Consider the following 24,345-nt stretch of genomic DNA (forward strand, 5'->3'; position numbering starts at 1 on the left):
AAATCGCGTCGCTACGGGGTACATCAGGACAGGGTTAATAACCAATGTACATACGACTGATAATGACTCTCCTGCTCCAGCAACTCCGCTCTTAACGGATGCGCCTGCAGCCAGCCCGCTGGCAGCGTCAGATGCAATGCATCATCATCCGCCTGCAAACGTACCGCCGGTAAGGTGTCATCGCGACGACGGCTGGAGAAGATAATCGCCAGACGCAACAAACGGCACAGACGCTCAGCCAGGCGCGGTGGCACGGCATTTTGCTGCGTCAGTAGCGCGAGATCGATGCTGCCGCTCTGGTTCTGTAACAGGCAGGCCAGTAGTTTTTTCTGGGCGGGGGTAAAACCGGGAAGATCGAGGTGGCGAATCAGGTAAGCGGCGTGCTGTGAAGCCTGGCGGAAATCGACGCTCAGGCCAATTTCATGGATAGAGCAGGCACTGAGCAGGAGATCGCGACATCGATGATCCAGTTTCCAGCTGGTGCTCACCTGGCGAATAAAACTTTCCGCTAATTGCCGGACACGTTCGGCCTGATCAACATCGATGGCAAAACGACGCTGCACGTTTTGCAGGGTACGGCTGCGGATATCGCGATCAATCGGCAGATGAAGCATGCCATAGACCAGGCCCTCGCGCAGTGCGCCACCGGCCAGTGTCATGCTCTCGATACCGAGTTCCTGAAAGATAGCGATCAGGATCGACAGGCCGCTGGGGAAAACCAACGCGCGTTCCAGCGTCAGTCCCTCAATTTCCAGCTCTTCCAGCTTGCCGCACTGAATGGCGCGCTGTTTCAGCTGTTGCAGTTTGCTCAGGGTGATACGTTCATCCATCCCCTGCGCCACCATAATTTCCTGTAGCGCCTGCACGGTGCCCGAGGCACCCACACAAATCTGCCAACCTTTTTCGCGCAGAGACGCCACCACCGGACGAATCATTTCGCGCGCAGCCTGCTCGGCCTGGGCGAAATTCTCCTTTGCCAGATGACGATCGCTGAAGTAACGCTCCAGCCAGGTCACGCAACCCATCGACAGACTAAACAACGTCGTGGCATGGGAGCCAACGCCGGTGACCAGCTCCGTGCTGCCGCCGCCAATATCCACCACCAGACGTTGATCGGAACCGCCAGTGGTATGCGCCACGCCCTGATAAATCAGTCGGGCTTCTTCTTCGCCGCTGATCACATTGACCGGGCAACCGAGAATCTGCTCCGCGGTGGCGAGAAAATCCTGCGCGTTCGCGGCAAGACGCAGCGTGGCAGTCGCGACCACGCGGATCTGCTCAGCAGGAATATCCTGCAGTTGTTCGGAGAAAAGTTTCAGGCACTGCCAGCCGCGCTGCATCGCTTCTGCCGAGAGCTGGCTTTCTTTGTCCAGACCCGCAGCCAGGCGCACTTTGCGTTTAATACGCGCGACCGTCTGAATGCTGCCTGAGACTTCGCGCACCACCAACATATGAAAGCTGTTGGAACCCAGATCAATCGCAGCATAAAGTGACGATGCGCTTAGCATGGTGTGCTTAACCCGAACGTTTACGGTTGTTATTACGCGGTGCGCCACTGCGACGGTTGGCATTGTTGCCACCACGACGCGGGCCATTGCCAGAGCGGTTACGGGTCAAACGTTTCGGTGGCGGCAGATCGCTCAGCAGGGCTTCGCTGTTGTATTTGCTCACCGGAATACCGTGACCGATATACTCCTCAATGGCTGGCAGGTTCAGTGCATACTCTTCACACGCCAGGCTGATGGAGTGACCGCTGGCACCCGCGCGGCCAGTACGGCCAATGCGGTGCACGTAATCTTCACGATCGTCGGGCAAATCGTAGTTAAACACGTGGGTAACCGCAGGAATATGCAGACCACGCGCGGCGACATCGGTTGCCACCAGGATATCAACGTCACCTTTGGTGAAATCGTCGAGAATGCGCAGACGTTTTTTCTGTGCCACATCACCGGTCAGCAAACCGACGCGATGACCATCGGCAGCCAGGTGGCCCCAGATGTCTTCACAACGATGCTTGGTGTTGGCGAAGACGATGGCGCGATCTGGCCACTCTTCTTCCAGCAGGGTCTGCAGCAGACGCATTTTCTCTTCGTTAGAAGGATAGAAAAGCTCTTCTTTGATGCGATGGCCGGTTTTCTGCTCCGGTTCCACTTCCACGTATTCAGCGTTGTTCATATGCTCGAACGCCAGTTCGCGCACACGGTACGACAGCGTGGCGGAGAACAGCATGCTCAGACGCTGTGTTGCAGGGGGAATGCGGCGGAACACCCAGCGGATGTCTTTGATAAAACCGAGATCGAACATGCGGTCGGCTTCATCCAGTACCACCACCTGAATCGCGCCCAGGTTGATGTGGTTCTGTTTGGCGTAATCAATCAGGCGTCCGGTGGTACCCACCAGAATATCCACGCCCTGTTCCAGCACTTTCAGCTGTTTATCGTAACCGTCGCCACCATAGGCAAGACCCAGCTTCAGGCCGGTGGCGGCTGCCAGCGGTTCTGCATCAGCATGGATCTGCACTGCGAGTTCACGCGTCGGCGCCATGATCAACGCGCGCGGCTGATTAACCTGACGGCCTTCAGCAGCAGGGTGAGTAAGAAGATGATGAAACGTTGACGTCAGGAACGCCATCGTTTTGCCGGTACCGGTTTGCGCCTGACCCGCGACGTCACGCCCTGAAAGCGTAAGAGGCAACGCGAGCGCCTGAATGGGCGTGCAGTTATGAAAGCCTTTCTTATCAAGGGCTTCCACTACCTTTGGGTGCAGGGCGAAGTCGGAAAACTTCTGTTCTGTTAAGTGTGTTTTGCTCATAGTGTGGTAGAATATCAGCTTACTATCGCTTTACGAAAGCGTATCCTATGAAATAAAGTCAACCTACGTTGGTAAATTTTACGCCAATTCGCCAGGCATAATCTTGTGGAGTAATACATGAGCAGCGATAAAATCGTTCACCTGACCGATGACAGTTTCGACACTGACGTGCTGAAAGCAGAAGGTGTGACACTGGTAGATTTCTGGGCTGAATGGTGTGGTCCTTGCAAAATGATCGCGCCGATCCTTGATGAAGTCGCAGAAGAGTACGACGGTAAGCTCACCATCGCCAAGTTGAACATTGACGACAACCCAGGCACCGCGCCGAAGTATGGCATTCGCGGCATTCCGACCCTGCTGCTGTTTAAGAACGGCGAGGTGGCGGCTACCAAAGTTGGCGCACTGTCAAAAGGCCAGCTGAAAGAGTTCCTGAACGCTAACCTGGGCTAAGCCCAGCGCGGTGTTTCGTCCGCAGTGGCGAATTTTTTCTCCACTGCTGGACGTCTCCGTTTTAGCGTGATAAGTTGTCAATACTGCATTACGCACTTACCTTGTAGTTTGCATCTAAAGATTTCCCTTGTCAGACCCTATTCGCATTGAACGTTTTCGTGGTTTGGCAATCTGACGGCTAGTACCCCTGGCAACATTATCGACCGTCTCCTCGCTCCCTTATCGCCATCCCTGACGATATCCGTCGAGCAGAGTCGAATAAAGAGCCATTAAACAGGCATGGAATATTCGCCATACCATTCACGACAAACATTTCGAGAATTACCCCGAGTTTAAGAACCCATCATATGAATCTTACCGAATTAAAGAATACGCCGGTTTCTGAGCTGATTACTCTCGGCGAAAATATGGGGCTGGAAAACCTGGCGCGTATGCGCAAGCAGGATATTATTTTCGCCATTCTGAAGCAGCACGCCAAGAGTGGTGAAGACATCTTCGGTGATGGTGTGCTGGAGATACTGCAGGATGGATTTGGTTTCCTCCGCTCTGCAGACAGCTCCTACCTCGCCGGTCCCGACGATATCTACGTTTCTCCCAGCCAAATCCGCCGCTTCAACCTCCGCACAGGTGACACCATCTCCGGTAAAATCCGTCCGCCGAAAGAAGGTGAGCGTTATTTTGCCCTGCTGAAGGTTAATGAAGTTAACTACGATAAGCCGGAAAACGCCCGTAGTAAGATTCTGTTCGAAAACCTCACGCCGCTGCACGCCAACAGCCGTCTGCGTATGGAGCGGGGTAATGGCTCAACTGAAGATCTGACCGCACGCGTGCTGGATCTGGCTTCACCGATTGGCCGTGGCCAGCGTGGTCTGATCGTTGCACCGCCGAAAGCCGGTAAAACCATGCTGCTGCAGAACATTGCTCAGAGCATCGCCTACAATCACCCGGATTGCGTGCTGATGGTGCTGCTGATTGACGAACGTCCGGAAGAAGTGACCGAGATGCAGCGTCTGGTGAAAGGCGAAGTTATCGCATCAACCTTCGACGAACCGGCTTCCCGTCACGTGCAGGTTGCGGAAATGGTGATCGAGAAGGCCAAGCGCCTGGTTGAGCACAAAAAAGACGTCATCATCCTGCTCGACTCCATCACCCGTCTGGCGCGTGCCTACAACACCGTTGTTCCGGCTTCCGGTAAAGTGTTGACCGGTGGTGTGGACGCTAACGCCCTGCATCGTCCGAAGCGTTTCTTCGGTGCGGCACGTAACGTGGAAGAGGGCGGCAGCCTGACCATCATCGCGACTGCGCTGGTTGATACCGGTTCGAAGATGGATGAAGTCATCTACGAAGAATTTAAAGGTACAGGCAACATGGAACTGCACCTTTCCCGTAAAATTGCGGAAAAACGTGTGTTCCCGGCGATTGACTACAACCGCTCCGGTACACGTAAAGAAGAGCTGCTGACTTCTTCTGAAGAACTGCAGAAGATGTGGATCCTGCGCAAAATCATCCATCCGATGGGTGAGATCGATGCGATGGAGTTCCTCATCAACAAACTGGCGATGACCAAAACCAACGACGAATTCTTCGATATGATGAAGCGTTCCTGACGCGTCGGGTGCGGAGGGCGTCTCAGCCGTTCTTTCCGCACAAATTGCCAGGATTTATCACTAACGCCACGTCTTAACGTGGCGTTTTTCATTTCCGGGCATTAGGATTAGGCCTGTCGGGAGTATTTATAATGACTGTGGCAGAAGTGCTTATTTTTTAATCAAACGCACACTTCTGAGGCGGAATTAGGACTCGGGATCAACGGCAAAGGCGGAAAATTTGCTTATTGTTGTCCACGATTTTAGCTGAGAGCGTTAATGTGAATTTACTCACTATGAGTACTGAACTTGGTATAGTTTTTCTGTTTTCCTTAGCGTTCCTGTTTTTTGCTCGTAAAGCGGCTAAAAAGATCGGGCTGGTTGACACACCCAACTCCAGAAAACGTCACCATGGTGCCATTCCGCTTGTCGGAGGTATCTCCGTCTACGCGGGGATCTGCTTCGCTTTTATCATTTCCAACTACTATCTTCCCCATGCTTTGCTGTACCTCAGCTGTGCCGGTGTGCTGGTGTTTGTCGGCGCACTGGATGATCGCTTCGACATCAGCGTGAAGATTCGTGCTGCGGTACAGGCCGCGGTTGCCGTCGTGATGATGGCGGGTGCCAAGCTCTATCTGCTGAGTCTCGGCTTTATCATTGGACCGTTCGAATTGATTGTTGGCCCGTTTGGCTACGTGCTGACGCTGTTTGCCGTCTGGGCGGCGATCAACGCCTTCAATATGGTCGATGGTATTGATGGTCTGCTGGGGGGCTTATCCTGCGTCACCTTTGGTGCGATGGGCATCATTCTGTACTTTGATGGCCAAACCAGTCTGGCGATGTGGTGCTTTGCCATGATTGCCGCCACCATCCCCTATATTCTGCTCAACCTCGGTTTACTCGGGCGGCGCTACAAAGTGTTTATGGGGGATGCCGGTAGCACAATGATCGGTTTCACCATCATCTGGATTTTGCTGGAAACCACGCAGGGTCTGAGTCACCCGATTACGCCCGTGACGGCGCTATGGCTAATTGCCATCCCGCTGATGGATATGGTTGCCATCATGTATCGCCGTCTGCGTAAGGGGATGAGTCCGTTTTCTGCCGACCGCCAGCACATCCATCATCTGATTATGCGCGCCGGTTTTACTTCGCGGCAGGCATTCCTGTTGATTACCACGGCGGCGGCGATCCTCGCGGGTATCGGGGTATTGGGTGAGTATCTGGCCTTCATCCCGGAGTGGGTGATGTTGTTGCTGTTTCTGGTGGCGTTTTGTTTCTACGGCTATTGTCTGAAACACGCCTGGCGCGTCGCGCGTAAAGTTCGCCGTATCAAACGCCGCTGGCAGAGCGCGAGCGAAGTTAAAAAATAATTACTAAGAACCCGAATAAGGATTCCTTGTTATGACCTCTGTCGTTGTGGAGAACGAACTGGATATTCGCGGCCTGTGCTGTGCACTGTGGCGCGGCAAACGCTGGATTGTGGGTCTGGCGCTGCTGTTTGCACTGCTGGCATGGCTGGCTTCCATGCTGATGAAACAGGTATGGAGCACCACGGCGATTACCGATCGACCCACGGTCAACATGCTGGGCGATTATTTCGTCCAGCAACAGTTTATCAATAACCTTGATGCGCGTAACAACACGCTGAACCTGAATACACCCGCACCCACGGTGATGGACGAAGTGTATCAGGAGTTCACCATGCAACTGGCTTCATGGGATACGCGCCGCGAGTTCTGGTTACAGACTGACTATTATAAAAGCCGTAAAAGTGGCAATACCCGCAACGATGCGGCGTTGCTCGACGAGATGATCACCAATATCCAGTTCACGCCAGCTGATCCGGCGCATAACACCCTGGATAACATTAAACTGAACGCCGAAAGTGCCAGCGATGCCAATAATCTGCTGCGCCAGTACATTGCTTATGCCAGCGAACGGGCGGCACGCCACCTGGATGAGGAGTTGCAGGGAGCCTGGCAGGCGCGTAGCGAGCAGTTAAAGGCGCAGGTGAAGCGTCAGGAAGATGTGGCGCAGGCGGTATTCGAACGTCAGCGTCAGCGTATCGAGCAGGCATTGAAAATCGCCAGCCAGCAAGGCATTAAAGAAAACCGCACGGTTGCGAGTAGCGAGAACTTACCGGACAGTGACCGCTTCCTGCTGGGTCAGCAAATGCTACAGGCCCAGCTTGATACCCTGCAGGCAAGCGGACCCGCCTACGATTTAAGCTATGATCAAAATAGAGTGATGCTGGCGACGTTGCAGGCGGGACCCCAGCTGGATAAGCAATTCCAGACTTATCGTTACCTGCGTACACCGGAGGAACCGGTGACACGTAATAGTCCACGTCGGGCGTTTATGATGATCATGTGGGGCGTCATCGGCGCGCTGGTGGGTGCGGGGGTGGCATTGGTGCGCCGTCCGCGTCCGATGTTACCAACGAGTCATTAAGAGAAGCCGCGTGAAAGTTCTGACCGTATTTGGCACTCGTCCTGAGGCGATAAAAATGGCGCCCCTGGTGCAGGCGCTGGCGCAGGATGCTGCGTTTGAGTCGCGCCTGTGCGTCACGGCGCAGCATCGCGAAATGCTTGATCAGGTGCTGCGCCTGTTCAGCCTGCAACCCGATTACGATCTCAATATCATGCGCCCGGAGCAGGGCCTGACGGAGATCACCTGCCGCATTTTGCAGGGCATGAAAACCGTGCTGGCTGACTTCAGGCCCGATGTGGTCCTGGTGCATGGCGACACCACCACCACGCTGGCCGCCAGCCTGGCGGCGTTCTATCACCAGATTCCGGTGGGGCATGTGGAAGCGGGTCTGCGCACCGGTAACCTGATGTCACCGTGGCCGGAGGAAGCGAACCGCACCCTGACCGGCCATCTGGCAAGTTATCACTTCACGCCCACCGAAAACTCGCGCCAAAACCTGCTGCATGAAAATCTGCCGGATCAGCGTATTTTCGTCACCGGGAACACCGTCATTGATGCGTTGCTGTGGGTGCGCGATCGCGTGCTGGATGATGCCGACCTCAATGCCCGGCTGGCGGCGCGTTATCCGTTCCTCAACCCGGATAAAAAGCTGGTGCTGGTTACCGGCCACCGGCGTGAGAGTTTTGGCGGCGGTTTCGAACGTATTTGCAGTGCGTTGGCGCACATTGCCCGCCAGCATCCGCAGGTGCAAATCGTTTATCCGGTGCACCTCAACCCCAATGTCAGCGAACCGGTGAACCGCATTCTGAGTGGCATCGAAAATATCGTGTTGATTGAGCCGCAGGAGTACCTGCCTTTTGTCTGGCTGATGAACCGGGCCTGGCTGATCCTCACCGATTCGGGCGGTATTCAGGAAGAAGCTCCCTCACTTGGTAAGCCGGTGCTGGTGATGCGTGACACCACCGAGCGTCCGGAAGCGGTGGCTGCCGGTACGGTCAGGCTGGTTGGTACCGATGTTGACAAAATTGTCGCTGAAGTCAGCCAGCTGCTGGACAACGAAGACGCCTGGCTGGCGATGAGCCATGCGCACAACCCTTATGGCGACGGCCAGGCCTGCGCACGCATTTTGCAGGCCCTCAAAAATCACAGAGCATAACCATGAGTTTTCAAACCATTTCCGTTATTGGACTGGGCTATATTGGGCTGCCTACGGCAGCCGTTTTTGCTTCCCGGGGAATAAACGTGGTGGGCGTCGATATCAACGCCCGCGCGGTCGACACCATTAATCGTGGTGAAATCCACATCGTGGAACCGGAACTGGGTGACGTGGTACGTGATGCCGTCCACAGCGGCCATCTGCGTGCGACCATGCAGGCCGAAGCGGCCGATGCGTTCCTGATTGCGGTACCGACGCCTTTTATCGGCGATCATCAACCGGATCTCAGTTTTGTCCAGGCAGCGGCTGACGCCATTGCATCGGTGTTAAAAGCCGGGGACCTGGTTATCCTCGAATCCACATCACCGGTCGGCACCACCGAGCAACTGGCTGAATGGCTGGCGGCTGCGCGTCCGGACCTGCGCTTCCCGCAACACGGCGAGGCGGTGGATGTCGCCATCGCCTACTGCCCGGAGCGCGTGCTGCCAGGCAAAGTGATGGTGGAGTTGATTGAGAACGATCGGGTTATTGGTGGCATGACGCCCGCCTGTTCCGCGCGAGCCAGTGAGCTATACCGGATTTTCCTGCGCGGTGAGTGCGTGGAAACCAACGCGCGTACCGCCGAGATGTGCAAATTGACGGAAAATAGCTTCCGTGACGTCAATATCGCCTTTGCCAATGAATTATCGCTGATTTGCGCCGAGCAGGGGATTAACGTCTGGGAACTGATTGCGCTGGCGAATCGCCATCCGCGCGTCAATATCCTGCAACCTGGTCCCGGCGTTGGCGGCCACTGCATTGCGGTCGATCCCTGGTTTATAGTGGCGCAAAACCCGCAGCAGGCGCGACTGATCCGCACCGCGCGGGAAGTTAACGATGCCAAACCGCACTGGGTGCTGGACCAGGTAAAACAGCAGCTGGCGGAATGTCTGACGGCCAGCGGTAAGCGTGCCAGTGATCTCACCATCGCCTGCTTCGGTCTGGCGTTTAAACCCAATATTGACGATCTGCGCGAAAGCCCGGCGATGACGGTAGCGCATCTGATTGCGGAGTGGCACAGCGGTACCACTTGGGTGGTGGAACCGCATATCAGTGAGATCCCCGCACGCCTCAGCCGTGAAGCCACGCTGGTGACCACCACCACGGCACTGCAACACGCCGATATCCTGGTGATGCTGGTCGATCACGCGGCATTTCGCGCCATCGATACGGCGCAGGTGACGCAGTCGTGGATCGTCGATACCAAAGGAGTGTGGCGATGAAACAAGTTCGGGTTACCGGCTATGTCCGTCAACGTCAGTATTAAGCCCCTGCCGTGGGAAAGCGGCTTCTTCGCCGTGCAGACGGCGCGGCTGGATCCTGATGGCGATACGCCGCTGACGCAGGCGCTGCAACAGCCCTGCGCGCTGTGGCAAATGAAGGTGGCCGCTGAGCGCAACGATGTGATTGATGTCATCAGTCGGCACGGTTTCCAGCTGGTGGAAGGAGAAGCTGACCTTGCCATCAACATCAAACGTACCGAACGGCAAACCGGTGTGCGTATCGCGCGTGAAGCGCAGATCCCGCAGCTGCGCGCTGCCGCCGCGACGGCGTTCCGCCTGAGCCGTTTTCGTGCACCCTGGTTTCACGCCGATGACAGCAGCCGCTTCTATGCGCAATGGATTGAAAACGCGGTGCGCGGCACCTTTGATAACCAATGCCTGATCGCCTGCGATGAACAGGGCGCGTTGCAGGGATTTGTCTCGATACGCGAACAGAACGACGATGCGCGCATCGGCCTGCTGGCGGTGTTGCCTGAAGCGCAGGGCAAAGGGATTGGCCAGCGGCTACTGCTGGCGGCAGCGGACTGGGGGCGGGTGCGCCAGCTCAATCGCCTGCGTGTTGCCACCCAGCTCAGTAATCTGGCGGCGATGCGCCTCTATTTACGCAGCGGTGCGCGGCTCGAAAGCACCGCCTACTGGTTTTACAGGAACGCACATGATCCCATTTAATGCCCCGCCGGTGGTGGGCAGCGAAATTGAATATATGCAGTCGGCGATGGCCAGCGGCAAACTGTGCGGCGATGGTGGCTTTACCCGGCGCTGTCAGCAGTGGATGGAACAACACTTCGGCAGCAAAAAAGTTCTGCTGACCCCCTCCTGCACCGCCTCGCTGGAGATGGCGGCGCTGCTGATTGATATCCAGCCCGGTGATGAAGTGATCATGCCGAGCTACACCTTTGTGTCCACAGCCAATGCCTTTGTGTTGCGCGGTGCGACCATCGTTTTCGTTGATGTGCGGCCCGATACGCTCAATATCGATGAAACCCTGATTGAAGCGGCGATTACCAGCAAAACCCGCGCTATCGTGCCGGTGCATTACGCCGGGGTGGCCTGCGAAATGGACACCATCATGGCGCTGGCGGCGAAGCATAAATTGTATGTGATTGAAGATGCCGCGCAGGGCGTGATGTCGCAATACAAAGGGCGCGCGCTGGGTACCATCGGCCATATTGGTTGCTTCAGCTTCCATGAAACCAAAAACTACACCGCGGGCGGTGAAGGTGGCGCGACGCTGATTAATGAGGCAAAACTGGTAGAACGTGCGGAGATCATCCGCGAAAAAGGCACCAACCGTAGCCAGTTCTTCCGGGGTCAGGTGGATAAATACACCTGGCGCGATATCGGTTCCAGTTATCTGATGGCGGATTTGCAGGCGGCCTATCTGTGGGCGCAGCTGGAAGCCGCCGAACGCATTAACCAGCAGCGTTTACGCTTGTGGAACAATTACTTTGCGGCACTCCAGCCGCTGGCGGCAACCGGACGCATTGCGTTGCCGGTGGTGCCGGACAGCTGTCGCCACAACGCGCATATGTTTTACATCAAGCTGCGTGACAGCAACGATCGGCAGGCGCTGATCAACTGGATGAAAGAAGCGGAAATTCTCACCGTGTTTCACTATATCCCGCTGCATTCATCACCGGCGGGGGAGCGCTTTGGTCGCTTCCACGGTGATGACGTGTTTACCACGGCTGAGAGTGAGCGCGTGCTGCGTCTGCCGCTGTTCTACAATCTGTCGGACAACAATCAGCGCACGGTCATTAACTCTTTGCTGAGTTTCTTTGCCTGATGTCGCTGGCTAAAGCCTCGGTGTGGACCGCCTCGTCCACGCTGGTCAAAATTGTTGCGGGTTTGCTGGTGGTTAAACTGCTGGCCGTCAGTTTCGGGCCGGAAGGTGTCGGCCAGGCCGGTAACTTTCGTCAGATGATCACCGTGCTTGGCGTACTGGCAGGGGCGGGTATCTTCAACGGCGTCACCACTTACGTGGCGCAATTTCAGCAGCAGCCTGAGTCGTTGCGTGCCGTCACCGGTACCGCGTCAGCGCTGGTGCTGGGTTTCTCCACGCTGCTGGCGCTGGTGTTCCTGCTGGCGGCGGCTCCCATCAGTCGTGCTTTGTTCGGCCATGACCAATATCAGGGCGTGGTCAGGATCGTCGCATTTTTGCAGTTCGGCATCGCCTGGGCCAACCTGACGCTGGCGCTGCTAAAAGGTTTTCGCGATGCGCGTGGCAATGCGCTGGCGTTGATGGCGGGCAGCCTGATTGGCGTGCTGGCCTATGTGCTGTGCTGGTGGGTTGGTGGTTATGCCGGTGCGCTGGTTGGCCTGGCGCTGGTGCCCGCGCTGATCGTGATTCCGGCGCTGGTGATGCTGCACCGTCATCATCAGGTCTTGCCGTTGCGCTGGTTAAAACCGGTGTGGCAGCCGGAACTGGCGCGCAATCTGGCGAAGTATACTCTGATGGCGCTGATCACTTCGGTAACGCTACCGGTGGCCTGGGTGATGATGCGTAACCTGCTGGCGCAGCAGCAAGGCTGGGCACAGGTGGGGCTGTGGCAGGGGGTGACCAGTATCTCTGATGCCTACCTGCAATTTATCACCGCCACGTTTAGCGTCTGGCTGTTGCCCACTCTGGCACGGCTGGAGCATAAGCCACAGATCACCCGCGAAATCCTGCGTGCGCTGCGCTTTGTCCTGCCTGCCGTGGCGGCCGCCAGCTTTTGCGTCTGGCTGCTGCGCGACGTGGCTATCTGGTTGCTGTTTTCCACAAAGTTTGCCGCGATGCGCGATCTGTTCGTCTGGCAACTGTGCGGCGACGTGTTTAAAGTCGGCGCGTATGTTTTCGGCTACCTGGTGATCGCCAAAGCCTCGCTGCGCTTCTATATTTTGACTGAAGTCAGCCAGTTCATCTTGCTACTGGCTTTTTCCCACTGGCTGATTCCGTTACATGGCACAACGGGTGCCGCGCAAGCCTATATGGCGACCTATATCTGTTACTTCGCCCTGTGTTGTGGCGCTTTTACGATTTATTGCCGGAAAAAATGACGTTAACTCATGTGCTGGGATCGGATATCCCCCATCATAATCACACGGTGCTGCGCTTCTTTGATGAGGTGATCACCCCGCTGCTGCCGGTTAACACGCCGCGTCGGTTTATGGTGGTGACGCAAACCCCACAAGCATTGCAGGTGTATCAGTCACTGCAGATTGAAACCTTCCCGAACAAACGCGCGCTGGCGCAGGCAGTCATCGAACGCGCCGCCGATCGTCAGCAACGCTTCTTTTTCCACGGGCAGTTTAACCCAACGATCTGGCTGGCATTGCTGAGCGGTAAGCTACGGCGGCGGCAGGCGTTCTGGCATGTGTGGGGTGCCGATTTATACGAAGAGGGCAGTGGCCTGAAGTATCGGCTGTTCTATCTGCTGCGCCGCCTCGCTCAGGGGCGCATGGCGCGCGTATTCGCGACGCGCGGCGATTTGCACCATTATCAGCAGCGTCATCCGCATGTGCCGGGGTCGCTGCTGTATTTCCCGACGCGGATGCCGGAATGCGCGGTGCCGGTCGCGGCTGAACATGATGAATTGACCATCCTGTTGGGCAATTCGGGCGATCGCAGCAATCGCCATATTGCCGGTTTACAGGCAATCAGGGCACAGTTTGGTGAGCGGGTGAAGGTGGTGGTGCCGCTGGGCTATCCGGCTGATAACGATGTGTATATCGCTGAAATTGCTGCCGCTGCTGCACAGCTGTTCCCGCAGGAGCAGGTGACGTTGCTGCGCGATAAGATCGATTTCGATGCGTATCTGGCGCTGCTGAGCCGCTGCCAGCTGGGCTATTTTATGTTTGAACGCCAGCAGGGGATTGGTACCATCTGTCTGTTGATTCAGGCTGGCATTCCGTTTGTGCTCAACCGCAAAAACCCCTTCTGGCGCGATCTCAGCGAGCAGGGGGTGCCGGTATTGTTCAGCGACGATGCGCTTGATGAGGCGCGGGTCGCGGAGGCACAGCGCCAGTTAGCGCAATGCGATCCCTCCGCCATCGCCTTCTTTGCCCCTGGCTATCTGACAGGGTGGCGCGAGGCGCTCACTCTGAGTGAAACGGAGACATTATGACCCTCATGCAGTTTAGCGGTCTGCTGGTGGTGTATCTGTTCTCGCTGGGGTTCATTCTGACCCTCACCTGGCGGGAATTTAAACGGGTGCGTTTTAATTTCCACCTGTTCTTCACCTTATTGTTTTTACTGACCTTCTATTTCGGTTTTCCGCTCACCAGCATTCTGGTGTTCCGCTTTAATATGGCGGTGGTCCCGCCGGAGTATTTGTTGGAGGCGCTGCTGGCCGCTACCAGTTTCTATGCGATTTATTATGTCAGCTATAAAGTACGCTTACGCCCGGCCACTGCCGCGCCGCCGAAACCCTGGTTACAGATGAATCGGGTGGAAACGAACCTGACTTGCCTGCTGCTGGCGCTGGTGGCGATTGGTACAGTCACGGTGTTCTTTATGCACAACGGCCTGCTGCTGTTCCGGCTGACGGCCTACAACCAGATTTTCTCCAGTGAAGTGTCCGGTGTCGCGCTCAAGCGCTTCTTCTATTTCTTCATTCCGGCAATGCTGATCCGTTACTTCCTCAATCCCACGCAACGCCAGTGGTTGCTGTTTTTGCTGGTGTCGGTGGCTTTTGGTTTGCTGACGTATGCGCTGGTGGGCGGTACGCGCGCCAACATCATCATCGCCTTTGCGCTGTTCCTGTTTATTGGTATTACCCGGGGCTGGATTACCTTGTGGATGCTGGCGGGGGCGGGTGTGATGGCGGTTGGCGGTATGTTCTGGCTGGCGCTGCGTCGTTACAACCTCGATGTCATGGGGGAAGAGGCGTTTTACACCTTCCTCTATCTGACGCGTGATACCTTCTCGCCGTGGGAGAATCTGGCACTGTTATTGCAGCATTATCACAAGATCGAGTTCCAGGGCCTGGCACCGATGTGGCGTGACTTTTATGTGTTTATTCCCAGCTGGCTGTGGCCCGGTCGTCCTTCGATAGTGTTGAACAGCGCCAACTACTTTACCTGGGAAGTGCTGAATAACCATTCCGGTCTGGCGATATCGCCGACGCTGCTCGGGTCGCTGCTGGTGATGGGCGGCGTAGGGTTTATACCGCTGGGTGCCGTTGCCGTGGGGATGTTGATGAAAGGCTTCGATAACCTGTATGCACGCGGTCGTAATGAAACCAACCGCTATAGCGGAGCCATTCTGCAAAGCTTCTGTTTTGGCGCGGTATTCAACATGATTGTACTGGCGCGTGAAGGGCTGGATGCGTTCGGATCGCGTGTGGTGTTTTTCTGCATTATTTTTGCTGCCTGTTTGTTGGTGGCGAAGCTGCTTTACTGGCTGCTGGATCGTGCCGGACTGATTCGTCAGCGTGGTGAGCCGGTTTTACCCAGCCCCTCTTAACTCCGGGGCGTAACAGGAAGATGTTTGACGTTGAATAAGATGAATAAAGAGGCGTTGTGTTACCCCGTGCGTGGTGTCGATCTCTGCGCTTTCGGGGATATGGCCTCCTTTCTGCATTTTCTGCTGCCAGATGATAAACCGCGTTACGGTACGCTGGTGGCGATCAACGCAGAGAAAATGTTGACGCTGGAAAGCGACGCTGAAGTTCGCCAGTTGATTGAACAGGCCGAATTCAAGTATGCCGATGGCATCAGCATCGTTCGCTCGCTACGGAAGAAATACCCGCAACTCAAGGTGAACCGTATTGCCGGTGCCGATTTATGGGAAGCCCTGATGGAACGTGCCGGGCGCACTGGCATACCGGTATTTTTGATTGGTGGTCATCAACAGGTGTTGCAGGAAACCTGCGATAAGTTGCGCCAGCAATGGAATGTGAACATCGTTGGCAGCCAGGATGGCTATTTCTCCCCGGATCAACGCGAGACGCTGTTTGCGCGTGTGGCGGCAAGCAAAGCCCAGATTGTGACGGTGGCGCTGGGATCGCCGCGCCAGGAGCTGCTGATGCGCGATTGTCGCGTCCATTACCCCGATGCGCTGTATATGGGGGTGGGTGGCACCTACGATGTTTTCACCGGCCGGGTGGCGCGTGCACCTCGCTACTGGCAAAAAATGGGGCTGGAGTGGCTGTATCGTTTGATTCGTCAGCCATCGCGCTGGCGTCGCCAGATAAAATTACTTAAATATTTAGGTTATCACTGGCGCGGCGATCTCTGATATTGCTGATAAATGCAGCAATTCACGGTTGCAGGAAGGGGAAAGTGCCGCATTTATCGACGGAATGCACAAAGCGTAATCAAACGCGTTTTTTTATTAAAAAAGCACTGGACAGTCTGGTACCAAGCCCGTAGTATGCCCATCCGCAACGGCGCTACGCGCCCGTAGCTCAGCTGGATAGAGCGCTGCCCTCCGGAGGCAGAGGTCTCAGGTTCGAATCCTGTCGGGCGCGCCATTAAGTTTGTGCGCAAGAGCTTCGGTGGTTTTAAATACCGCGTTAGGTAGTAAAAAGATTTATGGTGGCTATAGCTCAGTTGGTAGAGCCCTGGATTGTGATTCCAGTTGTCGTGGGTTCGAGTCCCATTAGCCACCCCAGATTTTGCTGGGACATGCGAAGGTGGCGGAATTGGTAGACGCGCTAGCTTCAGGTGTTAGTGTTCTTACGGACGTGAGGGTTCAAGTCCCTCTCTTCGCACCAGGCAAAATATTAAGATAGATAAAAATCGGCGAGTAGCGCAGCTTGGTAGCGCAACTGGTTTGGGACCAGTGGGTCGGAGGTTCGAATCCTCTCTCGCCGACCATCTTAATATGAAAAACAACCTGCTAAGAGCAGGTTTTTTTTCGTCTATAGATCAGTGAATTTATCTGTTGTCTCCTGATGGCGACGTGTAGTTGTCTGATTTATAACGGTTTTACATATCCTTGCATTGACTGTCGCCCGACAGAGACAGCTTTATCCCGGCATGTCGCGCTTTCCCGACATGATGCGATAACACCAAAACCCTTCCATTTTTAATTCATTGATATAAAACGAATAAATTCATTTCCTGCCAACCTGGCACGACTTATGCAATAATGACACTGTAGATGCTCATTCCACCTCTTATGTCTGCTGATGCTGCATAAACCTGGGAATGATGCAGAGCCCCTTACGGTACCCGTTGTCCAGCCTGGCAGTATCGCGCAAGCCTTACTGCAGTTAGAAGGACATTACGTTGAGTCGGGTACCATCAGTTGTCTTACCGACCTGATCTTACACCTGCTTCTGGCAGGTGTTTTTTTATCTGCAAAATGCCAAATCCTGCGGTGGTCTCAATTTCGGCGCAAAAAAAAGCCGGGCGAACCCGGCGTGCACAAAAAAACAACCATAAAAAAATCAGGCGCTGGGATTGTTCTTCAGCGTCAGGAGCAGGCCCTCGCGGCGCATCTTAGCCGCCTCTTCCGGGCGATGCAGGCGATCATAAACATCGGCCAGCCATGCATAATCAAAGGCATCCGGGCGTTGTGCCAGCGCCGCCTGGAAGGCTTCTGCCGCCTGCTGCCATTCACCGTGGCGCATCAGCATCTGGCCCAGTGTGCTATGCAGCAGCGGTGTGGCGCCGTGTTGTTTGATCTGATTGCGCAGGGCTTTTTCCAGCGATTGTGGATCGCCGCTTTTGATGCGTGGCATCAGCAGCACCAGACGATCGTCATACTGACGTTTCAGGCCATCCAGCACGATAGATTGCGCGGTATCCGGATCATCACACTCAATCAAATGTTCCGCCATGGCGACCTGCAACGCGGTTTCCTGGCGGGTTTTGCGACTCTGATTTTGCCACCAGCGTTTCAGACCATCGCTGCCCTGATCGGCCATTGCCTGGTTCATCAGCCCCAGCCATGCCTGCTGCTGCAACGCTGCGCGCTGCGCGTCATTATTAATCTGCACTTTCTGCATCGATGGCAGGATATCCAGCAATGCACCCCAGGCTCCGGTACGGATGTAGGCCTGTTCAGCCAGACGCAACACTTCCGGGTGGCGCGGGGCCACTTCCAGCAGTCGATCGATACCATGACGTGCCGCGTGGTCCTCATTGCGCGCCAGTTGCAGACGAACGCGGGTGATTTCCACCGGAATGGGGTCGTTTTGCGCCAGTTCCGCTGCACGTTCCAGATGCTGGTTCGCACGGATTTCATCGCCGCGTTGCTGAGCGGCTTCGGCAGCCAGCAGATAGTTAGCAACCGGTTGATCGGCGTGGTCGGCATCTTTCGACAGCAGTTTCTCAGCCTGTTTGTAATCACCTTCCGCCAGCTTCATCAGCGCAGTTTGCGTCTGGCGCTGTGCACGGCGGCGCTTACGCCCGGTGAACCAGCCACGGGTGCGGACGCCGGTACGGAACAGACGGCGCAGTACCCATTCAACAAACAGAATCACCAGCAGGCTGAGGATCAGGATGATGCACAGACCGGTGACGCTGGTTTCAATATTCCAGTTGTCTGTCTGAATCAGCACATAACCCTGGTGACCAGCAATCATCGGGCCGAGCACTACCCCGGCAATCAGCAGCAGAAAAAGGATCAATACTTTCAGCATGCTTAGCCTCCCTGCTGATCAGCCGCAACTGATGGCTGCGCCAGCAAATTACGCACGCGGGTCTGCATCAGTTTTTCCAGCAGTGGCTGGCTTTCCAGCGTGTCCGGCACATCCATGGATATGCTCTGCTGGCTCAGCTCATCCAGCTGATCAAGGAAGGTTTTAGTGGCGGCATCGTTGGTGTCGTACCAGGCGCGTACCCAGGTGGACACCGCATCAATCGACTGTTTATAGATTTCGTCCTGATGACGTGGCACCGCCTGCGCGGCAATCAACAGGCGCGAACGGATGTTTTCGCGCAGATACACATCCTGATTGGGTGCCAGTAATGGCTGGGCGGTGTTGTCGCGACGACGGATGGTGATGAAGTCATCCATAAAGTTGTGCCAGCTTTTCGCCAGGTTTTGTCGCCACTCATGCAGGGAGCCGGAAAGCTCGCCGCCATCGGCATCCATCGGCGAATCATCGCTGTCGTTATCGGCCAGACGCAGATTATCGACACCGTTCGACAGTTGATTCAGTTTGAGAATGATGCCGTCGTAATCGACCTGACTGACCGCAGAGAGGGAACTGATATCCTGGGTCAGGGCGCGACGCACATTCATCACGCTGGGGTCGTTCATCTCAGCAAGGCTGGTGTCAGCACTTTTCAGCAGGGCAGCGGCGGTGGTGACATCCTGATCGCTCCACAGCTTACGACCCGCCAGTTTGACCAGATAGTCGGCCTGTGCCAGCAGCCAGGTGCGGGTATCGTTACCCGAAATAGTGGCGACTTTTTGCCGCAGCGCTTCAAGTTCCTTCGCGCTGGCGTCCTGTTGATTACGCGCCTCCTGTAAAGCGCTGTTGGCGCTCTCCAGTTGCTGCGTCAGCTGTTGTTTATCGCTGCCCAGTTGTTGTTGCAGCGCGCTCAGCTGCTCGTTCAGATCCTGGTTAGTCTGAGCCTGTAAGTCGGCCTGGTGTTTCCCATTCAGGTAAAGTCCCGCGCCAATCGCCAGCGCAATCACAATTGCTACCGCACCCAGTACCTTGCCATCGCTCTTTTTATTGCGAGGCGGTTTACCGGCCGGAGGGGTAGCGTTGTCACCCGCTGGGGTAGTCTCATCAACCATGGCGGAGGAGGCTTTTTGTTCCGTCATTGCGGCTCATCCCAATGTTAAGTTCAGCGTAACGCACGCAGCAGCGCATCGTTATCGGCACCATCGGCTACCTCAATATCCTGCCAGCCCATGCTGGCTGCCAGGGTAGCCAAACGTTCACTGACGACCAGCAGCCGACAGTGTAATAACCATTCCCGCCGATCGATTGGCGGAAACAGCCCAAACAGTTGTTGTAACATTTCGCCGCTGGTCACTACCAGCGTCGTAATCCCGCGATCGCGCCAGCGACGACCTTCAACCGCGCCGTCATAATACTTTTCACAGCGCTGATAACATTCACAATAACGGACATCGACACCGCGTTCCGTCAGAGTATCCGCCAGCAACTCGCGGCCTGGACTGCCGCGCAGAATTAAGGCGCGCTTGCCGCTGACTTTTTGCAGACGGTTCAGGCGCACCAGTTCTTCACTGGTTTCCCGCGCATGAGGATAGTCTACTTTCAGATTACTGACGGTATGCAGTGCCAGTGCGGTGCTGCGACCGATGGCGTAATAATCGAGCTGTGTGGGCCAGGCAAAACCCTGACGCTGCAAGGCGGGGTGGGCAAAGGTCACCACCTGCTGTGACAGCAAAAACACCAGGTCGTCAGGTTGCAGGTCAGAAAGTTGTTGTGGCAAATCATCGACATCGCGACCCGGCGTGAACTCAATCAGCGGCAGGCTCCACGCCAGTTTCCCCTGGGTTCGCAATCGCGCGACCAGTTCGCTGGCAGCAGGCTCGGGACGGGTCACGAGGATGGTCATGCGGGTGGCTGTCCCTGATAGACCTCGCGCAGAATGTCGCGTGCGCCATTTTCCAGCAGTTCTTCCGCCAGTGAAATGCCCATCTGTTCGGCCTGATCGCGCGGGCCACGGCGTTCACCGCTGATCATCTGGCTGCCATCGGGCGAACCGACCAGACCACGCAGCCACAACTGATCGCCTTCTTCCAGCACGGCAAAGCTGCCAATCGGTACCTGGCAACCGCCTTCGAGACGGGTATTCATCGCACGTTCGGCGCGTACGCAAACGGCGGTATCGCCATCATTCAGCGCCTGCAACAGGCCTATCAGTTCGGCATCGTCGAGACGGCACTCAATACCCACTGCGCCCTGGCCCACGGCAGGTAACGACAGTTCCGCCGGTAAGGCCAGACGGATGCGGTCTTCCAGCCCAAGGCGTATCAGCCCGGCCGCAGCGAGGATAATCGCATCATAGTCACCGGCATCCAGTTTGCTAAGGCGGGTACCCACATTGCCGCGCAACGAGCGAATCACCAGGTCGGGACGGCGGGCGCTGAGCTGGCATTGACGACGTAAGCTGGAAGTACCGACTACCGCGCCCTGTGGCAGGGCATCGATGGAGTCATAATGATTGGAGACGAAGGCATCGCGCGGATCTTCGCGCTCGCAGATGGTGACCAGGCCGAGTCCTTCCGGGAAATCCACCGGCACATCCTTCATAGAATGCACGGCGAGGTCGGCGCGGTTTTCCAGCATCGCCAGTTCCAGTTCCTTGACGAAAAGCCCTTTTCCTCCCACCTTAGCGAGCGGCGTATCAAGGATAACATCACCTTTGGTGACCATCGGAACCAGTTCCACGCGCAGACCCGGATGGGCTGCCATCAGGCGCTGCTGGACATATTGTGCCTGCCAAAGCGCCAGGGGACTTTGTCTTGTAGCAATTCTGAAAATTTTGTCTAACATGCTGTTAACCATTTTGATCGTTCACCGAATATCCTATCATCGATAACGGAATGCTGTCAGATTTCACCGCGTTCTCCGGGAAACATTCTGTGGTCTTAGTCCGAAAACACAGGGTAGAGTTCGGAACGTGCTAAACTGTTAGGTAGCGCAACTTTCTTTACGGTCAATCTGCCAGGTGTTAGATTGATCACGTTTCCAGCAATAATTTGCCCGACATCTTTATTATTAAGTGGCAGATTTCGGAAACAGGGTGCTTAACACTGGGACAATCAGGCGAAACGTCTTGTACCTCTACATTGAGACACTGAAACAGAGACTGGATGCTATCAACCAGCTGCGCGTTGACCGCGCGCTGGCTGCGATGGGACCTGCTTTCCAGCACGTCTACAGTCTGCTGCCGACATTACTACATTATCATCATCCGCTGATGCCGGGTTACCTTGAGGGTAACGTTCCACATGGCATCAGCTTTTACACGCCTGATGAAAACCAGCAGCAGCTGTTGCAGGAGCTGGCGGGTCGTCAGCCGCTCAACCTCAGCACTGATGCCAAAGGCGAAATGCCGATCACCGGCATTTATTCCATGGGCAGCACCTCATCGGTCGGTCAGAACAGCGTGTCCGATCTCGATATCTGGGTGTGCCACCAATCCTGGCTGGATAATGAAGAACGCCTCAACCTGCAACGTAAATGTACGCTGTTGCAGAAGTGGTGTGTCTCGATGGGCGTGGAAGTCAGCTTCTTCCTGATTGATGAGAACCGTTTCCGTCATAACGAAAGCGGCAGTCTCGGTGCGGAAGATTGCGGCTCGACCCAACATATTTTGCTGCTGGATGAGTTTTACCGTACCGCCGTGCGTATGGCGGGTAAACGCATTCTGTGGAACATGGTGCCCGGCGAAGAGGAGCACCATTATGATGATTACGTCATGTCGCTTTACGCGCAGGGCGTTCTGACGCCAAACGAATGGCTCGATCTCGGTGGCCTTGGCACCTTGTCGGCGGAAGAGTACTTCGGTGCCAGCCTGTGGCAGTTGTATAAAAGTATCGACTCCCCCTACAAAGCAGTGCTGAAAACCCTGCTGCTGGAAGCCTATAGCTGGGAATATCCCAACACCCAACTGCTGGCGATGGATATCAAGCAACGCCTGCACGATGGCGAAATCGTCTGCTTCGGCCTTGATCCTTACTGCATGATGCTGGAGCGCGTGACGCGCTACCTTACCAGCATTGACGATTTGGCGCGTCTCGACCTGGTACGTCGCTGCTTCTATCTTAAAGTCTGTGAAAAACTCTCCAGCGAAGAAAACCATCATCGCTCGGGCTGGCGACGTGAAATTTTATCGCAGCTGGTGCGTGAGTGGGGCTGGGATGATGAGAAGCTGACGGTGCTGGATAACCGTGCGCAGTGGAAAATCGAACGCGTGCGTGAAGCACACAATGAATTGCTGGATGCGATGATGCAAAGCTATCGCAACCTGATCCGCTTTGCCCGTCGTAACAATTTAAGTGTCAGCGCCAGCCCGCAGGATATCGGTGTGCTGACGCGTAAACTGTATGCCGCGTTTGAAGCGCTGCCGGGTAAAGTGACGCTGGTTAACCCGCAGATCTCCCCGGACCTGTCAGAACCGAATCTGACCTTTATTCATGTCCCGGCGGGCCGGGCCAATCGTGCGGGCTGGTATCTGTATAACCAGTCGCCGGATATGAGCTCCATCATCAGCCATCAGCCGCTGGAATATAACCGCTACCTGAACAAACTGGTGGCGTGGGCGTGGTTCAATGGGCTGCTGACCAGCAAAACCCGTCTGCATATTAAAGGCAACGAATTCTGTGACCTGCCGCGTTTGCAGGAGCTGGTGAATGATGTCTCGCATCATTTCCCGCTGCGCGTACCGGCACCGACGCCGAAAGCGCTCTATAGCCCGTGTGAAATTCGTCATCTGGCGATTATCGTCAACCTCGAACATGATCCCACCTCGGCATTCCGCAATCAGGTGGTGCATTTTGATTTCCGTAAGCTGGATGTGTTCAGTTTCGGTCAGCAGCAGCAATGCCTGATTGGCAGCATCGATCTGCTGTACCGTAACTCGTGGAATGAGGTGCGTACCCTGCATTTCAACGGTGAACAGGCGATGATCGAAGCCCTGAAAACCATTCTCGGTAAAATGCATCAGGATGCGGCCCCGCCGGATACGGTGGAAGTGTTCTGCTACAGCCAGCATCTGCGCGGACTGATTCGTACCCGTGTCCAGCAACTGGTGTCGGAATGCATCGAACTGCGCCTTTCCAGTACGCGTCAGGAGCCGGGCCGTTTCAAAGCGTTGCGCATGGCGGGACAAACCTGGGGACTGTTCTTTGAACGCATGAGCGTGTCGGTGCAGAAACTGGAAAACGCGGTCGAATTCTATGGCGCGATTTCTAACAACAAGCTGCACGGCCTGTCGATTAAAGTGGAGTCGAATCAGACGCCGCTGCCGCCAGTGGTGAATGGCTATGCCAGCGAAGGCATCATTCAGTTCTTCTTCGAAGACACCAATGATGACCGTGGCTTCAACATTTATATCCTTGATGAAAGCAATCGCGTTGAGGTGTATCACCATTGCGAAGGCAGCAAAGAGGAACTGGTGCGTGACGTCAGCCGTTTTTATTCGTCATCACATGACCGTTTCACTTACGGCTCCAGTTTTATCAATTTCAACCTGCCGCAGTTTTATCAAATTGTGAATACCGGCGATCGCTTTCAGGTGATCCCGTTCCGCAGCCAGACCCTGACGCAGCTTTGCGCCACACAGCCTGACAACGACAACGGCGATTTCCAGCCACGCTATCAAATGCACTGATCCTGCCCGCCCGCGCGTGGCAGGTGTCAGACCTGTAACGCGATTGCGGGTATTTCCTGTTGCTTTTACAACGTCAACTGCGATGATAAGCATCTAGGTAAGGACAGAAAGAGCAGACAGAATGAGACAATTGATAAGTCAGCTGGGTATGGTGCTGGCACTGGTCAGCCTGTCAGGCTGTGGCCTGAAAGGACCGCTGTATTTCCCGCCCAAAGATCAGCCGCAAAAGACCAACACACAGGTGACTGAGCAGCAGCAGAAAGCGGCTTCAGCTGCGGATGTGGGTGGTTTGGTCACCCAAAAATCAGGTATGCAGGCGAACTAATCTCCT

The 24,345-nt window shown here is 55.5% G+C and carries 20 protein-coding genes and 4 tRNA genes; 18 read left to right on the forward strand and 6 right to left on the reverse strand.

What is annotated here, in order from left to right:
* Nucleotides 1-23 precede the first annotated feature (23 nt).
* A complete protein-coding gene (gene gppA, locus HA50_RS00490; protein ID WP_084871698.1) occupies nt 24-1,508 on the reverse strand; it encodes a guanosine-5'-triphosphate,3'-diphosphate diphosphatase in 1,485 nt (494 codons plus the stop codon).
* A 7-nt stretch (nt 1,509-1,515) separates the two neighbouring features.
* Nucleotides 1,516-2,811 carry an ATP-dependent RNA helicase RhlB gene (gene rhlB, locus HA50_RS00495; RefSeq protein WP_084871699.1) on the reverse strand — a complete coding sequence of 432 codons (1,296 nt, stop codon included), beginning with the start codon at nt 2,809-2,811 and terminating at the stop codon, nt 1,516-1,518.
* A gap of 117 nt (nt 2,812-2,928) precedes the next feature.
* On the opposite strand from rhlB, the gene trxA reads away from it, so the two are divergent.
* From trxA to HA50_RS00575, 16 genes are all read left to right on the forward strand, one after another.
* Nucleotides 2,929-3,261, forward strand: a complete 333-nt coding sequence (gene trxA / locus HA50_RS00500) for a thioredoxin TrxA (protein WP_013507336.1) — start codon at nt 2,929-2,931, stop codon at nt 3,259-3,261.
* Nucleotides 3,262-3,608: 347 nt separating this feature from the next.
* On the forward strand, nt 3,609-4,868 hold the full coding sequence (gene rho, locus HA50_RS00505) for a transcription termination factor Rho (RefSeq protein WP_013507337.1): 1,260 nt from the start codon (nt 3,609-3,611) through the stop codon (nt 4,866-4,868).
* A gap of 275 nt (nt 4,869-5,143) precedes the next feature.
* A complete protein-coding gene (gene wecA, locus HA50_RS00510) occupies nt 5,144-6,220 on the forward strand; it encodes a UDP-N-acetylglucosamine--undecaprenyl-phosphate N-acetylglucosaminephosphotransferase (protein ID WP_084871700.1) in 1,077 nt (358 codons plus the stop codon).
* A gap of 31 nt (nt 6,221-6,251) precedes the next feature.
* Entirely contained in the window at nt 6,252-7,301 is a 1,050-nt protein-coding gene (wzzE, locus tag HA50_RS00515) for an ECA polysaccharide chain length modulation protein (protein WP_084871701.1), read from the forward strand.
* 10 nt (nt 7,302-7,311) lie between these two features.
* Nucleotides 7,312-8,436 carry a non-hydrolyzing UDP-N-acetylglucosamine 2-epimerase gene (wecB, locus tag HA50_RS00520; RefSeq protein ID WP_084871702.1) on the forward strand — a complete coding sequence of 375 codons (1,125 nt, stop codon included), beginning with the start codon at nt 7,312-7,314 and terminating at the stop codon, nt 8,434-8,436.
* 2 nt (nt 8,437-8,438) lie between these two features.
* Entirely contained in the window at nt 8,439-9,698 is a 1,260-nt protein-coding gene (wecC, locus tag HA50_RS00525) for a UDP-N-acetyl-D-mannosamine dehydrogenase (RefSeq protein WP_084871703.1), read from the forward strand.
* 21 nt (nt 9,699-9,719) lie between these two features.
* Complete coding sequence (gene rffC / locus HA50_RS00530; RefSeq protein WP_084871704.1) at nt 9,720-10,427, forward strand: dTDP-4-amino-4,6-dideoxy-D-galactose acyltransferase; 708 nt, start codon at nt 9,720-9,722, stop codon at nt 10,425-10,427.
* Entirely contained in the window at nt 10,414-11,544 is a 1,131-nt protein-coding gene (gene rffA / locus HA50_RS00535) for a dTDP-4-amino-4,6-dideoxygalactose transaminase (RefSeq protein WP_084871705.1), read from the forward strand. Before rffC ends, rffA begins: the two co-directional genes overlap by 14 nt.
* Nucleotides 11,544-12,797, forward strand: coding sequence for a lipid III flippase WzxE (wzxE, locus tag HA50_RS00540; protein WP_084871706.1), 1,254 nt, complete (start codon nt 11,544-11,546; stop codon nt 12,795-12,797). The genes rffA and wzxE overlap by 1 nt, the downstream gene beginning before the upstream one ends.
* The gene (gene wecF, locus HA50_RS00545) at nt 12,794-13,864 is read left to right on the forward strand and encodes a TDP-N-acetylfucosamine:lipid II N-acetylfucosaminyltransferase (RefSeq protein ID WP_084871707.1); all 1,071 of its coding nucleotides are present in this window, start codon (nt 12,794-12,796) and stop codon (nt 13,862-13,864) included. Before wzxE ends, wecF begins: the two co-directional genes overlap by 4 nt.
* Nucleotides 13,861-15,204 carry an ECA oligosaccharide polymerase gene (gene wzyE, locus HA50_RS00550; RefSeq protein ID WP_084871708.1) on the forward strand — a complete coding sequence of 448 codons (1,344 nt, stop codon included), beginning with the start codon at nt 13,861-13,863 and terminating at the stop codon, nt 15,202-15,204. Before wecF ends, wzyE begins: the two co-directional genes overlap by 4 nt.
* 39 nt (nt 15,205-15,243) lie before the next feature.
* On the forward strand, nt 15,244-15,978 hold the full coding sequence (wecG, locus tag HA50_RS00555) for a lipopolysaccharide N-acetylmannosaminouronosyltransferase (RefSeq protein ID WP_084871709.1): 735 nt from the start codon (nt 15,244-15,246) through the stop codon (nt 15,976-15,978).
* 158 nt (nt 15,979-16,136) lie between these two features.
* Nucleotides 16,137-16,213, forward strand: a tRNA-Arg gene (locus HA50_RS00560).
* Between the two features lie 64 nt (nt 16,214-16,277).
* Nucleotides 16,278-16,353: transfer RNA gene (locus HA50_RS00565), tRNA-His, on the forward strand.
* Nucleotides 16,354-16,369: 16 nt separating this feature from the next.
* A tRNA-Leu gene (locus HA50_RS00570) sits at nt 16,370-16,456 on the forward strand.
* Nucleotides 16,457-16,482: 26 nt separating this feature from the next.
* A tRNA-Pro gene (locus tag HA50_RS00575) sits at nt 16,483-16,559 on the forward strand.
* 575 nt (nt 16,560-17,134) lie between these two features.
* Here the strand turns inward: HA50_RS00575 and hemY are convergent.
* Genes hemY through hemC form a run of 4 tightly spaced genes read right to left on the reverse strand, consistent with a single transcriptional unit; the run spans nt 17,135 to nt 21,172 of the window.
* Complete coding sequence (gene hemY, locus HA50_RS00580) at nt 17,135-18,331, reverse strand: protoheme IX biogenesis protein HemY (protein ID WP_084871710.1); 1,197 nt, start codon at nt 18,329-18,331, stop codon at nt 17,135-17,137.
* Nucleotides 18,332-18,333: 2 nt separating this feature from the next.
* Entirely contained in the window at nt 18,334-19,467 is a 1,134-nt protein-coding gene (gene hemX, locus HA50_RS00585; protein ID WP_084871711.1) for a uroporphyrinogen-III C-methyltransferase, read from the reverse strand.
* Nucleotides 19,468-19,490: 23 nt separating this feature from the next.
* The gene (gene hemD, locus HA50_RS00590) at nt 19,491-20,231 is read right to left on the reverse strand and encodes a uroporphyrinogen-III synthase (protein WP_084871712.1); all 741 of its coding nucleotides are present in this window, start codon (nt 20,229-20,231) and stop codon (nt 19,491-19,493) included.
* Nucleotides 20,228-21,172 (reverse strand): hydroxymethylbilane synthase, encoded by a 945-nt coding sequence (gene hemC / locus HA50_RS00595; protein WP_084871713.1) that lies wholly within the window; start codon nt 21,170-21,172, stop codon nt 20,228-20,230. The genes hemD and hemC overlap by 4 nt, the downstream gene beginning before the upstream one ends.
* 283 nt (nt 21,173-21,455) lie before the next feature.
* Between hemC and HA50_RS00600 the strand changes: the two genes are divergently transcribed.
* Nucleotides 21,456-24,014: a class I adenylate cyclase gene (locus HA50_RS00600; protein WP_084871714.1), complete on the forward strand. Its 2,559-nt coding sequence runs from the start codon at nt 21,456-21,458 to the stop codon at nt 24,012-24,014.
* Between the two features lie 121 nt (nt 24,015-24,135).
* Nucleotides 24,136-24,339, forward strand: coding sequence for an LPS translocon maturation chaperone LptM (gene lptM / locus HA50_RS00605; RefSeq protein ID WP_084871715.1), 204 nt, complete (start codon nt 24,136-24,138; stop codon nt 24,337-24,339).
* Nucleotides 24,340-24,345 lie beyond the last annotated feature (6 nt).

This window comes from Pantoea cypripedii, assembly GCF_002095535.1.
Lineage (GTDB): Bacteria > Pseudomonadota > Gammaproteobacteria > Enterobacterales > Enterobacteriaceae > Pantoea > Pantoea cypripedii.